We start from the raw sequence: 14,656 nt of genomic DNA, 5'->3' as shown, positions 1-14,656 counted from the left end.
TGCGGATCTTTGCCAACCACTGGGTACGTCAAGGGGGAAGTTAGTGGGAGTTGGCATTCAAGTAGAGAGCCTGAACGCCTGGTATGGAAGTACGCATACGCTTCAGGACATCAATCTGCATATTCCTGCAAATCATGCGACGGCGCTCATCGGCCCCTCCGGCTGCGGAAAGTCTACTTTTGTCCGTTGCCTGAACCGCATGCATGAGACCAATCCCATCGCTCGGGCTACCGGCGTAGTGAAGATGGGCGATATCGATATCTACCGTGACGCGTCGCCGGTGGAGGTTCGTCGCCGTGTCGGAATGGTCTTTCAGCGCCCCAATCCTTTTCCGACGATGTCGATCTACGACAACGTCATCAGTGGACTTAAGCTCAACGGTTTTCGCAATCGACGGATTCTTGACGAAACGGTAGAGCGATCATTGAAGCAGGCTGCGCTGTGGGAAGAGGTGAAGGACGATCTCAAGAAGAAGTCTGGCGCATCTCTTTCCGGTGGTCAGCAGCAACGTATGTGTATCGCTCGCGCACTGGCTGTAGACCCGGAAGTTCTGCTGATGGATGAGCCTGCCTCGGCTCTGGATCCTGTGTCGACTTCGAAGATCGAAGACCTCATCTTTCAGTTGAAGAGCCAGTACACGATTGTGATCGTGACGCACAACATGCAGCAGGCGGCTCGTGTAGCGGAAAATACCGGCTTCTTTTTGAACGGTAAGCTCGTTGAGTTTGATTCGACGCACCGCATCTTCACGAATCCTCACGATAAACGAACGGAGGACTACATCACCGGGAGGTTCGGTTGATGCGCGTCAAATTTCATCAGAACCTGGATGAGTTGAAAGAACGTCTTCTGGTGATGGCCGGTATGGCAGAGCAGGCGATCCAGCGCTCGGTCGAAGCGTACCGCACGCGCGATCTCAGTATCTGCGAGCTTGTTTTCCACTCGGAGACGGCGATCAACAAGCTGGAGCGCGAGATCGATCAAATGGCCCTGGATCTTCTCGCGATGGAACAGCCCATGGCAATTGATCTGCGCTTCATCCTTTCGGTGATTCGCATCAACGCCGACCTGGAGCGCGTCGGAGATCAGGCTGTCAATATTGCTCTGCGTGTTCGCGAGATGGGAGCGCTTGCCAACGTCGACCTGCCAGTCGATATCCCCAGGCTTGCTTCGTTGTCTCTTGCCATGGTGAGGAAGGCACTGCAGGCCTTTATCGAGGGTAATGCAGAGATGGCCGATTCTGTTTTTGAGATGGACGATCAGGTCGATGCGATGAATGATGCTGCGTACAGGTCGCTGACGACGTTCATCAAGGAGCGGCCCGATCTTACTCCGCAATCTCTGAACGCCCTGATTATTGCGCGTAACCTGGAGCGCGTTGGCGATCACGCAACGAATGTTGCGGAAGACGTGATCTTTTGGGTGCGTGGCGCTGATGTGCGCCATAACGTCACCTCGAACTAGAGGGCACTTTTAAGGCGTCCACCAGATAAACCTGGGCAACAGCGGATAGTAAAGGCCAACTCTCAACTCGCCCTGGTATCCGCCGCCTCGAAGAATGCGAGCGTATGTCTCCAGTTGTGGAGCGTATTTCTCTCGTTCTGCTTGCATGAAATAGCTGATGTCTCCGCGGCTGTTTGCCGCTGTCTTGTAATCGACGATCCAGAGGTGATCCTCGCCTGCGGCCGTTGGATTATCTCCGGCGCGAAAGATGCGATCGAGGCGAACTCTGGATTGTTCTTCGTCCCATGACGTGATCCCGTGCTCGCTGATGGACTTTCGATGAGATTGAAGAATCCATAATCCTTCAGGATCCTGCAACGTGTTTGCGAGGGCGCGATGGATCGTCGGAACGAGAGTTGGAATTTTCGAGGAAGGGATACCGCTGCTGCGAAGAAGTGCCGTTATCCTCGGCGTCCAGCTCTGAATCTCTTTCAATAACTGTGAGGGATGATGGCCTGAGCTGATCTTGTTCGCCATCAGCTCAAGAAATGCATGGACGGCCGTTCCCACCATGCGGGCTTCAAAAGATCCCTCAGGGCGCACAAAGTCAGAGGGATGTGCTTCCTGTCTCGGAGCAAGGCGCAGCGAGGGCGTAGCTGTGCGTACGAAGGTCACGGGCAGGCGATAGAGTGGTTCGGATGACCGCGGCTTAGCCTCCGCTGCAAGCTGCGGGAGAACGGCGTGATTGGTGGGTTCGGGAAAAGCTACGATGGAAGCGATCAAGGGTTTTGAATGAAGATCGCTGTCCACGAAGTGTGATTCTGCAGCAGGCCATGCCGCTGCAAGCAGCGTGTTGCTCTCTGGATGCAGCGAGCTATCCTGCCTCTGTTTGAGCGTCGCAAAGAGGTGGAGCTCTTCGCGTGCCCGGGTGCAGGCGACGTAGAAGAGTCGCTTCGTCTCAGCTTCCTCGCGTCTGCGGCTGACCTCACGCAGCCATCGATTGAGTTTTTCCTCTTCCTCTCCCTTGCGTTGAATGGGTGCGAAGATTACGCCACTATCCTCTTGGCCGTTGTAACTGAGGGTGTCCCATACCAGAAGGCGATGGCCACCTGTCCGGGCTTTTTTTTCAAGGCCAGGCAACAGAACAACATCCCACTCCAGGCCCTTTGAGCCATGAATTGTCATCAGGTCGACCGCGCCCACTTTTGCGATACTGTCGGCGTAGAGTTTTCTCATCTTCTGCTTCAACGATTCAAGGTTTACCGCGCTGCCATGTTGTTCGGCATCGTAAAGGAGATCGAGATAGCGTTGCACATTGGAAAGTTCTTCAGGAGTAAGGTACGAGTCTCCTCCCAGCGTTTTCCATGTGCGCTCCACCAGCTCAGCAAGCGGGATTCGTGAGTGCTGCCGAGACATGGAAGCGATGATGTGCCGGATGCGCTGGAGGGCCTGTCGTCCACGTTCGCCAAGAAGATCGCCGCGCTGATCGATCAACTCTGTGACGGTGTACGGCTCCCACTTCGCGTCGTCCTGTCCACAGAGCATGTGCAGATCTGCTAACTCGAGACCGCACCAAGGTGCTCGCAAGACGGACAGCCATGCTATGCGGTCTGCGGGATGGAGCGCTGCCCGTGTGAGTGCGAAGAGGTCGAGAACCTCCGGCCTCTCTGCGAGCGATTCAATATCGACAGCGCGGAAGGGAATGGGGCCTGAACCATCTGTGCGTTTTAGTTCCGCAACGATCTGCGACAGATGACTGCGATTGCGCACGAGGACGGCGATCTTCCATGGCTTCCTGCGTCCTTCGGGCAAAGGCATGGCACGCCACTGTTCGATGATGCGGCGAATATGGGTCGCTTCGCGGCGAGCGAACCACTTCTTCGGCAATGTCGATTCTTCGGAAGTATTCGGCGCGATGACCTGTGTATGCCAGTGCGCGCTGGGTGCTTCGGCAAAGCTTGCTGGCCGTACAGGTTCGGCAGGGACGTAGGTCGCTTCGTCCGGTCTCTTGTGGTCGGACTCGCGTGGAAACAAGTTGGAGAAGATGCCGTTGAATGCATTTACGAGTCCAGCCTGAGAGCGAAAATTCGAGCGGAGGCGGAGCAGCTTGAGGCCGATTCCTCCAAGGACCTCTTCTGACATCGTGCGCACGAATCTCTCCACGCGAGCCTGGCGGAAGAGATAGATCGATTGCTTCGGATCTCCAACGAGAAAGAGTGTCTGGCTGTGTCCATCCCAGCCCTGGGTGAGAAGCTGCAGCAGCTCATACTGGCTTGTCGAGGTGTCCTGCATCTCATCGACGAGGATGTGCTGCAGCTCTATTCCCATGGAGTTTTCGACAGAGCTGGATTCATGCTGCAACGCGGTCCGTGCCAGAAGAGCAAGTTCCGTGAAATCGCACTCACCTCGTTCGGCAAAGATGATCTGCAGTTCAGCAAGCGAGCGGTATAGAACGCGAAAGAGTGCTTTCGCGACGAGCCACTGGCTTCGTGGATAGATCGGCGGAGGCAGGGTTCTTAACCGACGCAGTGCTTTGAGCAGATCTTCGTCGGCGCTAAGCGTTTCAACGATCTCCCTTAGAGTTGCAACAAGCTCTTTGCTGGGGGAGAAGCCCATGTGATTTGCATTGAAGCTGGCTCGCCATTTTCCTTCCCCGGTTAAGAGGAGATGTGCCAGCGCCTGCCATGTCGGCAGATCGTCGGCGACGGCTTGCGGCGGAGCGAGTCGATCGCGGCAAACGAGCAGGGGAGAGGGTTTATCTTTGTACCCTTCTGCGCTGCTCATCTCGTTTGCAAGGCTGGCAAGTCGTTCCAGCTGTCCGCGAGGAAAAGATCTTTCGATCTCTTCGAGTTCGCTGCAGATGGCTGAAGCGAGAGTGTCTTCAAGCTGCGGGAGAACCTGACCGTCCAGGAAGCTTTCTTCGAGGCTTTCCTTGTCGAGCGGAATCAAGCGTCCCCATTGGTCGCGCAGCGCAAGCATGTCAGCGATGAGTTCCTGGCACTTTTGCAGATTGCCGTCGCGCTGCAGGAGTAGAAGCTCGATGGCGCTGCTCAGAGCTGTGTCGGAGCCTCCAAGCAGAAGCAAGGTTCGTTCGGCAGCGAGACGATACAGATCGCCTGCATCTTCTACAGGGGACAAGCCGCTGCTGCCCGAGAGCACGGGTTGGCGATGCGCTATCTCAGCGCAGATGGAGTCGATGGTGCGGAGATTCAGGCGCTGGGGATGCTGCAGGATCTCCCATCCGAATCGGGTATCGCGCTCCAGAACTTCCCTGGCTAGCAAGAGTGTCTCTGCTTCGAAGTCACTTGCGGCGTCACTGGTTTCTGCCAGCGCGCGTTGCAGTTGTTCGAGTACGCGATCACGTATTTCTCCGGCGGCCTTCAGTGTGAAGGTGATGGCGAGCACCTGCTCCGGCTGCTGCACCTCCGTCCTTGCGAGGAGCTTGAGGTATCGCTGAATTAGAAGCCCGGTTTTGCCCGAGCCCGCTGGTGCTTCTGCAATCCAGGATTGCGTGATGTTGAGCGCGTCGCGGCGCTCAGCGTTATCCGTGACCGTCGATGGTGTAGAGGCTGGTGCTGGTTCTTCGCTGATTTCATCGAGCGCGAAGAGTTCACCACTCTGCGGACTCGCCTTCTGCTTGTTCATCCAATTCCTCGTCGAAGTCAATCGCTGCAGGGTTCAGGCGACAAAGTGTTCTTTGGGAGCAATGTTTGCAGGTCTGCGGATATTGCTTCGGATCTACGTGCGCCTCACCGCGATCGAAGCTCTCTGCGAGCCCTGTCAGAACCGTCTTCCATCCTTCGAGTTGTTCCTCAATGGGGGGACGTTTTTTGTTGGGCCTCCAACCGCTTCGTGTTGTTTTTCCGGTGTAGCCATCGAAGACCGCGTCTCCTCCAGCGTGGATATTGGCAAACGCGAGATCGATGGGCGGCATGTCCGGTTGAAGCATGGAGGACAGAACAGCATAGAGCGGCAGCTGCGGAGCATCGGGACGATCTCCCATCCACTGAGAGGGCATAGCGCTTCCAGTTTTGTAGTCGATGATGACGCTTCCTGCCTCTGTGGCATCGACGCGATCGACGCGCACCGTCAGCTGCAAGGGGCCAATCTTGACGTCGTCAAACTGCTTTTCACTGACAAGAACTTCGAAGTCGGAGCGAACTCGTTCGATCTCCATCCAGTTTGCCAGTAGTGTCTGCAGGCGTTCGCGTTGCACCTGGACATAGGCGGCGTCCCACACGCTGCGTGTCGACTGTAGCGCTCGCTGAATGCTCTCCTCTACAGACTCGGTGATGGCGACATTCAACTGTGACGAGGCCAATGCCTTCAGTGCGGCCTGGCTGCCCACCTTCTTCCAGAACGATTCGAGCGCTTCATGAACGATTGTTCCACGCTCGCCAGCATCCATACCCAGGACAACACTTCTAAGCTCGCTGGAGAGAAGACGCTTCTCCGCGAAGGCGCGAAAGCCGCACGCGGCCTGCATGCGCAGAATCTCCGCTCCCCCCTGAATCGTTCGCTCCGGCAGCCGTGGCAATGGCATGGTGTCGAAGAAGGGCTCAAGGCGAGCCTGCATCTCAGGCGCGTCTTCAGGAGAGAAGGAGTCTACGGATGCAATGGTGAGACTAAGAGAGGCGAGCAAAGGGGAGAGCCTCTGCCGGCCAGCTTCGGTCTCTGCCGCATAGCTGAAGATGACCTGCGGAGCACTTGCGCAGATCCGGGTGGCGACTGCCAGATTCCGCCGATCATCCGCTACATTGTCTCCAGGCATTCCAAGCTGTGCCTGAAGCGTCCAAGGTAGCAGCGCATTCCCGGAACGCTTGGTTGGCCAGGTGATATCTCCTGCGCCTAAAAACCAAATGGCATCAAACTGAGCACCGGCAGCTTCAAGTGGTCCCAGAATCTGCACGGGAGCTTCTCTTGATTCCTGGGTGAAGATCGTTGTTCGAACGATCCGCTCGAGCGAGTGTAGAGCGGTCGAAAAGTTGGCTTCGACCTCACGAAAATCGAGTGAAGCTAGTTCATCCAGACATGACTCCCAACGCTTGCGCGTCTGAAATTCGATGGAGTCCTCGGTGCCAAGATGTCCCCATTGTGCATCGGTGAGCAGGCTGCGTATCGTTGTTGCCCAGTCTGCAAAGCTGCGCAATTTGTCTTCAATCTCATATCGTTCCTGCGCTTCTTCAAGGCGCGAGAGTGTCAGGAGGAGCGTTGCCGGTAGCGGCCGTTTTTTGTTGCGCCGCGCGGTTGCAATCATCCACGCGATCGTTCCTTCCGGGCGCAGGAGAAGCTTCGCTCTGCGAAGGTTGAAGGCATCGAAGATGGAGCGTGCTTCTGCGTCGCCCTCCGGCATGGCAAAGAGGGGGGAGACAAGTAGAGCGCTGATTCGCTCCAGGGGAAGCGGCCCCGACAGCCAGCGGAGGATCTCCATGGCTACGCGGACCAAGGGGGTATCCGACAACCTGCTCCCGATGGAGAATTCGTAAGGAGCGGTTTCGTTGGATGCGGTGATCTCTTCCAGATGCGGTGAAAGAATGTGCCGGAAGCAACGATCGATGGAGGAGCGCCTAGACTCAAGCGAAGGGGAGATCACCGCAAGCCTGCAGGATGGCTCTTCGATCAGGCGGTTCCGCGCCCATCGTGCCACAGCCAGAATCTCATCTTGATCATTGCTGCATTCCACCTGAAGACGGCCATCGGCAAGCGGACCGACAGGCACTTCTATGACCTGTGCTCCTGCAGATGTGACTTCTTTGAGAAGACGTCGACGGGCCGGAGTGATGTCGTCAAAGCCGACCAGCAAAACTTCGAATGGAGGCGCCACAGAACCGGATTGAACGGCCTCGTGGAGCTGCTGTTCGATCAGGGCCTTGGAGAGCCAGTCCTGTGCCTTGCAACGTCGATCGAAGGCCGCCGCCCACCGAAGGTAGGTGCGGGTATCGAGACTGGAGGCTGCCTGTTTCATCAGGGACGAAGCCTCGTACTGCGCAACGAGTCGCCAGGCCTCGGCAGCCAGCTCTGCCAGGCCATCAACAGATCGGAGGACATCGCCACGCGTCTTATCCGCTTCGATGATGGAGCACCAGATCGTGTGCTCCTGGAGACCGTTCAGCAGGAGGGCTGTCGTATGTCCTTCGAGCAGCGCGGTTCGCCAGAGCGTCTCCATCCAGGAATCCCAGGCGAGAATTGTAGGAGAGGTCCAGCTCAACAGCCCTTTGGTTCGCTGCCGATGGTCGAAGGCACGTCGCAGCGTTCGCGCCGTCCGCTGGTTGGCGGTAATTACTGTAGCCCCGCGGTCAAGCGATTCGGCGACCGTTTGCTGGAGCTCTACAGTCGGGGGCCTTTCGTCCATATACCGGTTATACGCCGTAGCCTTTCGGAAATCGAACATCTGTCCAGGTGGCGGTGAAAGAGTGGCGCCCATGCACGTATCATCGTTAATCAGGAGAGTTTGCCCGTGTCTCGAAAGTTCTTTCTTGCATCTGTCTTTGCCCCCGTCATGCTGGTTGCTGCGACAACGCTGACCCTGGGCTGCAATACCGGATCGTCAGGGACTGAGAAGAAATATGTTGAAAAAACATTCCCGGTGAGAGGCAAGATCATCAGCACGGATGCGACCCACGTCACGCTCGATCACGATGCGGTTCCTGGCTTCATGGACGCAATGACGATGCCTTATAAGCTGAAAGATCCATCGATCGTAAGCGAGCTGCATCCCGGTGACATGATCTCCGCGCGTATCATCGCTCAGCAGGACGCAGCGGGGTTCCGCAGTCCTGAGCTCGACAATATTGTGGTCCTGGCTCAGGCCCGCCCGGACTACAAGCCTGCGGTTCAGTATCACGTGCCCAAACCGGGAGACAGCGTTCCGGACTTTCACCTGCTCAATCAGAGCGATAAGACGATTCATGTGTCCCAGTTCAAGGGGAAGGTGCTGCTCGTCACCTTTATTTACACGCGCTGCCCGATTGCGGACTATTGTCCGCGGATGAGCCGTAACTTCGCCGAGATTGATAAAGCCCTGGCTAAGGATGCTTCCCTTTATGCGGAGACGCACCTGTTGAGCATCAGCTTTGATCCCAAATACGACACGCCATCTGTTCTGCGTAGCTACGGTGGAGCGTATACAGGAAACTACACGCGCGAGAAGTTCGGGCACTGGGACTTCGCGGCTCCTCCAGAAAAAGAACTGGATTCAATCACACAGTACTTCGGGGTTGGAATTACCCAGGGAGATGACAAGACCCTCACCCATTCGCTCTCGACGGCGGTCATCGGCAAGGACGGCAAGATCGCTGCCTGGTTCCCGACAAATGACTGGAAGCCCGAAGATATTGTGGCCGTGTTGAAGAAGGTCGCGGCAGCTTAGGTCAATGGCTGGTCCACTGAATCCCGTTGCTGGCTGCTGAGAGCGGGTGATGGCATGTTCCGGGGCCCTCGAATCGTTTATCCTCAGCATCAGGCTAAAAACCGGGGAACCGGACAAGCCCACAAGATCAGGAGCTACAAGAACATGGCAAGGTTCACTATTGCGTTTGGAATCATTCTTATTCTTCTGGCGGTCACCGGATTCGTCGCGACGGGGAGCGCTCACCCCACGGCGCTGATTCCTGCGGTCCTCGGACTTTTGTTTGTTCTCTTTGGAGCGCTTGCGAATACGGCTGACTCGAAGAAGCGCATGCTGTGGATGCACATCTCCGTCACCGTAGCTCTGCTCGGCTTCCTGTCCATGATTCCGGCCGATATCGCGGCGTACCGGCTTTCACACGGAGCGTCGTACCCTTATCCGGCTGCAATTCTTGAGAAGGCGGCGATGTCGCTGCTATGCCTGATCTATGTGTTGTTCTGCATTCGCTCGTTTATCAACGCACGCGTCGCGAAGGCCTAGCCCTCCGGTTGGGGGAGGGCAGAAGCGTACACTGGTATAGAGATGCCTTCCCTTGGACCTTCCAGCTTTGGAGCGCCTTCTATGAAGGCCGCCGATCGACCATCACGGAACACAGGACGCGCAATCTCCGGCGAGATGACTGCTACCCGTCCGCGGCCAACGCTGAAAAAGGTGTTGCCTGAGGTCTGGAAGCTCATCAGGCCCAGGCGTGTGTTGCTGGGTTGTAGCTTCCTGCTGATGGTCGTCAACCGTGCGAGCGGACTCATTCTTCCTGCCTCCACGCGCTACCTGATCGATAACGTGATGGGCAAGCATCTGCTGTACCAGCTGCCTTATATCGTTGGGATCGTCGCCTTAGCCACGATTGTTCAGGGAATTACATCGTTTACCCTGACCCAGCTCCTCTCCAAGGAAGGTCAGCGGCTGATCGCAGAGCTGAGGATGCAGGTTCAGGAGCATATCGGTCGCCTGCCAGTCGCCTTTTACGATGAAAATCGAACCGGAACCCTTGTAGCGCGCATCATGACGGATGTTGAGGGCGTTAGAAACCTGATCGGCACAGGTGTCATCGACTTCTTCGGAGGCGTTCTCACAGCGCTGTTTGCCTTCGGCTACCTGATTCATCTTAGTGTCCAGATGACCCTGGTGACGTTTGTGATCCTTGTCGTCTTCGGGCTCATTCTGCAACGCGCCTTCAAGACGATTCGTCCCATCTTCCGGGAGCGCTCGAAGATTAACTCAGAGGTGACCGGCCGGCTCACGGAGTCTTTGGGCGGCGTTCGAGTGGTCAAGGGCTATCATGCTGAGTCCACTGAGGCCGAGGTCTTTGCGGGGGGCGCCAATCGGCTGCTGCAGAATGTCATCTCATCGCTCACGGCGCAATCCCTGATGGCACTCGCTTCGACAGCAGTGCTTGGTGTTGTCGGTGCGCTCATCATGTACCTTGGCGCTCACCAGGTTGTTGCTGGAAGGCTGACGACCGGAGGCTATGTCACGTATGTGATGTTCCTGGCCTTTATGATCGCCCCGATCGTTCAGCTGGTGTCGATCGGAACGCAGCTTACAGAAGCCGTCGCCGGCCTTGACCGTACGAGCGAGATTCTTGCCGAGGCAACGGAGGATGCTGATCCACTGCGGACCGAAATTCTCGGTCCGATTCGCGGCGAAGTGTCCTTTCAGGACGTGACCTTCTCGTACGAAGAAGGGAAGGAAGTCCTGCATGGCATCAGCTTCGATTCCCGGCCGGGCACGGTGACTGCCCTGGTCGGATCGTCAGGGTCGGGTAAATCGACGATCATCTCGCTGATCTGCGCCTTCCATTCGGCCAGCACCGGCCAGGTGTTGATCGACGGACTCGATCTCGCCACGGTCAACCTGGCGAGTTATCGAAATCAGCTGGGCGTTGTCCTTCAGGAGACTTTTCTCTTCGATGGCACGATTCGGGAGAACATCCTGTTCTCGCATCCGTTGGCGACCGAGGAGCAGTTTCTGCACGCCTGTAAGATTGCCCGCGTCGACGAGTTTGCAGAACGCTTCCAGGAGGGATACGGGACGATCGTTGGCGAGCGGGGGGTGAAGCTTTCCGGTGGTCAGCGGCAGCGTCTCTCCATTGCGCGCGCGATTCTGGCGGACCCACGCATTCTCATCCTCGATGAGGCGACCAGTTCGCTAGACTCCGAGTCAGAAGCGATGATCCAGGGCGGTCTCAATCACCTGATGAAGGGACGAACGACCTTTGTGATCGCCCATCGTCTCTCGACGATTCGCCGGGCAGATCAGATCCTCGTCATTGAGCAGGGGAGCGTGGTGGAAAAAGGAACTCACGACGAGCTCTATGCCGAACAGGGCAGGTACTACGATCTCTACACTCGTCAGCATGGCCTCGAAGCCAATCTCTTTCTCGCGCCCGGTGAAGGCGATCCCGTGGAAGAGCTTAAATGAAAAAGGCAATCTCCGCATCGGGGATCGCCTGCATTTCAACGATAGGAATCAATCGCTCTTAGTGCCGTGGTGTCACCGTGACCCCCATGCCGCTTAGCTTGCTGCGCGCCTGCATGGCCTCGGGAGAGTTGGGGAAGCGCTGAATGAGAGCGCGAAACTCGCGGACACCGGCATCATTCTGCTTGAGCGCCAGCAGTGCTTGTCCCTTGTGCAGGTGAGATACCGCAACCTTGCTGTTATCCGGAAACTGTTCGATGACGTGGTCGTACTCGCGAATCGCATCCTGGTACTTTCCGCCGCGATAGTGGATCTCGGCCTGATAGTAGGAGGAGTTGCCCGCCAGAGGGCTCTCCGGGTAATTCTTGATGACATCGCCGAACTCTGAGGAAGCCAGAGGGTACTTGGCTCCCATGTAGTCGCCCAGAGCGGTCTTGTAAAGCTCGTCTACCGGTGGCGCAGCCGGCGCCAGTGGAGCCTGCTCCACCGGCGCAGCCGACATCGGAACTCCTGCAGAGGGCTTGCCGCGTCGCGCCGGAGCAGCCGCCGGGGGAGGCGTAACCGGAGCAGGGGCCGCATTACCGTCGACAGGAGCTCCCGCAGCGCCGCCCGCAGGCATATTCGCGCTCATGGATTGCTGCTGGCTCTGGACGTCCTGCATCACCTTCTCCATACGCCCAAGTCGAGCCTTGACCTCGTCCAGCGAATCGTTCAGCGACTGAATCTGTCCGGAGACCTGATCCAGCTTGCCGTTCTGTGCTTCCTGGCGCACCTGCATCTGCTTCTGCAGCGTGTCGATGTTCTGCGACATGCGATTGACGGAGTCCGCACTCTGCTGCACCAGGTCCTTCATGACGCCCATACGCTCGTCGTTGGACTGCTGCAGTCGGGCTACGGCATCCTGCAACTGCTGCACCTGGGTCTGCAGCTGTACGATCTCTTTGCTGACGGCGAACGAGGGTGTTGCCGGCAACAGGAGAGCTGCAGCGAGCAGCGTCGAGCTCGCGGTGATACGAAATTTCATTGTGCTTATTTTTGTCATGGCGGTGATCGGTCCTCTCGCCTTTCTTCGTCGTTCCGGTGCAATGGTTAGGCCCTCGCGCCGCATTTATCTGCGGAGACGCGAGGGCCGAGGGTCATCTCAACAGCTCTAGCGGTCCATCGAGAACTGAGCGCGACGGTTCTGCTGCCAGCAGCTTTCGTTTTGCTCGGTGCAGAACTGCTTTTCCTTGCCGTAGCTGATCACGCGGATGCGAGAGGCCGGGACACCTGCGTTGACCAGGGCCGTCTTCGCCGAGTTCGCGCGGTTCTCGCCAAGGGCCAGGTTGTACTCTGCCGAGCCACGCTCGTCACAGTAGCCGCCAATGACAATCTTGATCGCCTTGTGAGCGTTCAGATAGGAAGCCGCAGTCTGAGATGAGGTCTGCGCATCAGGACGCAGATCGTAGCTGTCGTAGTCGAAGAAGACGTCCTGTACGTTCTGGTGGAAGGCCGCCTCTGACCCCATGTCGCCGGAGTCGCCATTGTTGGTCGGAGCGACGGGCACGCGCACTGTCACGCGAACATTGGCCTCCGTCGTGCCGCCGTCACCCTTCGCGGTCAGGTGGAAGTTGGTCGAGCTCGACGGGGAGACCGTCTGTGTACCGTTGCTCGGAACTTCGCCGATGCCGTCGATCGTGACGACCGTGGCATTCTGGGTGCGCCAGTTGAGCACAACCGACTGGCCGAGGTCGATCGCCACTGGGTCTGCCGACAGAGTGGCGGTCGGTGCGGCGGCGGGCGGTGCCGGCATCGGGCCCAGCGAGGACGGATCAACTGCCTTGTCCTTCTTGTGGCATCCGGTCACGGCGCTAAGGGCCGCTGCAACGGCAAGCATTGCCACAGCCCGGCGATAATTTGCGTGCGATAAGTTCATTGTCTCTCCTGCTCCTGCATTCAGATCAAAAACCAAGGTTTGAAGTCATTACTGCGAGTGTTCCCATCAACAATTATCTCGCAGAACGACGTTCTTATTTCCAACTCCAGTTCGGCATATCCGCTCCCGCTTCGGTGAGCGTCTTGCGACCGGTACCGTCGGCCAGCATCGAGACGATTCGTGTGCTCGAGCTGCGCCCTCCTGGAGTATTGGCAAATACGATGTGGCGTCCATCGGGAGACCACGAGGGGAAGTCGCAGCGGCCGATATCATGCGTCAGCTGAATCCAGCGCTTGGTCGCAACCTCCATGACGTAGATGTCCTGTCCGCCAGGTGCGCCAGGGCCGTACTTGCGGTCCCAGGCAAAGGCAATGAACTGTCCGTTCGGAGACCACGATGGCGACGTGGCGTAGCCACCATCGGTCATGCGCGATACGCCCGATCCGTCCGTGTCCATGATGTAAAGCTGCGGCAGCCCGGTCCGTCCGCTGATCCATGCGATCTGCGATCCTGTCTTGGGGTTGAAGACCGGCGAGACATCGGGACCACGGAAGCTGGTCACGCGGTGAACGCTACCGCCATTAGAGTCCGCAATCCAGATCTCCGGGTCGCCGCTGCGCGATGACGAGAATGCGATATCGCGACCGTTTGGCGACCATGCGGGAGAGAGATTCGTCCCTCCTGCAGAAGGGAAGCTGACAGGCCGGTTCAGCAGCAGGGAGTACATGCGAATCTGGAATCCGTCACGACCCAGCGATGAGAATGCAATGCGGCTGTTGTCCGGCGAGATTCTCGGCGAGATCGATACGGTGCCCAGATGGGTGATCGCATGCTGATTGGCGCCGTCGTAGTCCATCGCCCAGATCTCTTTATTGCCGCCGCCGATTTTTACGTAATAGATCTTGGTCTCGGCGATTCCGGGAACACCTCCGCCGAGGCGAAAGATAATCTCATCGGCGAAGCGGTGCGCGACCTGCCGGGCCATGTCGTCGCTTGCCTGTTCGTTGTACTGCTTGGCCAGCACCTGCGGAAACTGGGTGTTCTTGGCATCGAACAGAAATCCATTCACCGTGATTCGCCCGCCGGAAGAACCGAACGCGCCAAAGGCGACCATCGCCGCCGAGGCCGGGGCACCGCCCCACTGGGCAAGGTTGATCTCTGCCGGAGCGCCGGGGCTTGCCTGCGGAAGCATGCTCTTCGAGATGAGATCGAAGATACCCGCATTCGAAAGATCGTTATAGAGCGTGGTATCGAAGGTGTGCTTCAGCGGAAGCGTCTGCGGATCGGTCGCTGAGACGCCTTTGAAGTCGGCAACCGCCAGGCGGATGTTGGAAACTCCGCTCGATGTCTCGGTCTTGAACCAGTCCTGGGCGTGAAGCCCGACCGGTAGAGACAGCATGATTGCCGCCGCAAACGTAAAACGGATCAGATGTGTCAGAGGTCGTTCGGAACGAAAGTTCATCTCTTTTATC

The 14,656-nt window shown here is 57.5% G+C and carries 10 protein-coding genes; 5 read left to right on the top strand and 5 right to left on the bottom strand.

Translation table 11 applies throughout. From position 1 onward, the window contains the following. The first annotated feature begins 43 nt into the window (after window positions 1-43). Complete coding sequence (pstB, locus tag PW789_RS02190) at window positions 44-802, top strand: phosphate ABC transporter ATP-binding protein PstB (protein ID WP_299370773.1); 759 nt, start codon at window positions 44-46, stop codon at window positions 800-802. After that, entirely contained in the window at window positions 802-1,464 is a 663-nt protein-coding gene (phoU, locus tag PW789_RS02185) for a phosphate signaling complex protein PhoU (RefSeq protein ID WP_299370771.1), read from the top strand. The genes pstB and phoU overlap by 1 nt, the downstream gene beginning before the upstream one ends. Before the next feature lie 9 nt (window positions 1,465-1,473). Here the strand turns inward: phoU and PW789_RS02180 are convergent, their stop codons facing one another. Beyond that, complete coding sequence (locus tag PW789_RS02180) at window positions 1,474-5,088, bottom strand: exodeoxyribonuclease V subunit beta (RefSeq protein ID WP_299370769.1); 3,615 nt, start codon at window positions 5,086-5,088, stop codon at window positions 1,474-1,476. Further along, entirely contained in the window at window positions 5,054-7,795 is a 2,742-nt protein-coding gene (locus tag PW789_RS02175; protein WP_299370767.1) for a PD-(D/E)XK nuclease family protein, read from the bottom strand. Before PW789_RS02175 ends, PW789_RS02180 begins: the two co-directional genes overlap by 35 nt. 105 nt (window positions 7,796-7,900) lie before the next feature. Here PW789_RS02175 and PW789_RS02170 point away from each other — a divergent pair, with 105 nt between their 5' ends. The 3 genes from PW789_RS02170 to PW789_RS02160 all read left to right on the top strand — a co-directional run bounded on the left by PW789_RS02170 (window position 7,901) and on the right by PW789_RS02160 (window position 11,272). Next, on the top strand, window positions 7,901-8,812 hold the full coding sequence (locus PW789_RS02170; RefSeq protein ID WP_299370765.1) for an SCO family protein: 912 nt from the start codon (window positions 7,901-7,903) through the stop codon (window positions 8,810-8,812). Between the two features lie 144 nt (window positions 8,813-8,956). Next, on the top strand, window positions 8,957-9,331 hold the full coding sequence (locus tag PW789_RS02165; protein ID WP_299370763.1) for a hypothetical protein: 375 nt from the start codon (window positions 8,957-8,959) through the stop codon (window positions 9,329-9,331). Window positions 9,332-9,412: 81 nt separating this feature from the next. Next, the gene (locus PW789_RS02160; RefSeq protein WP_299370761.1) at window positions 9,413-11,272 is read left to right on the top strand and encodes an ABC transporter ATP-binding protein; all 1,860 of its coding nucleotides are present in this window, start codon (window positions 9,413-9,415) and stop codon (window positions 11,270-11,272) included. Window positions 11,273-11,330: 58 nt separating this feature from the next. On the opposite strand, the gene PW789_RS02155 is transcribed toward PW789_RS02160, so the two are convergent. The 3 genes from PW789_RS02155 to tolB all read right to left on the bottom strand — a co-directional run bounded on the left by PW789_RS02155 (window position 11,331) and on the right by tolB (window position 14,583). Then, complete coding sequence (locus PW789_RS02155) at window positions 11,331-12,293, bottom strand: tetratricopeptide repeat protein (RefSeq protein ID WP_299370759.1); 963 nt, start codon at window positions 12,291-12,293, stop codon at window positions 11,331-11,333. Between the two features lie 126 nt (window positions 12,294-12,419). After that, a complete protein-coding gene (locus tag PW789_RS02150; protein WP_299370757.1) occupies window positions 12,420-13,184 on the bottom strand; it encodes an OmpA family protein in 765 nt (254 codons plus the stop codon). 94 nt (window positions 13,185-13,278) lie between these two features. Further along, on the bottom strand, window positions 13,279-14,583 hold the full coding sequence (gene tolB, locus PW789_RS02145; RefSeq protein WP_299371605.1) for a Tol-Pal system beta propeller repeat protein TolB: 1,305 nt from the start codon (window positions 14,581-14,583) through the stop codon (window positions 13,279-13,281). Between the last annotated feature and the right edge of the window lie 73 nt (window positions 14,584-14,656).

It is taken from the genome of Edaphobacter sp. (assembly GCF_028283685.1).
Lineage (GTDB): Bacteria > Acidobacteriota > Terriglobia > Terriglobales > Acidobacteriaceae > Edaphobacter.
This window is presented reverse-complemented; position numbering and strand designations above follow the sequence as displayed.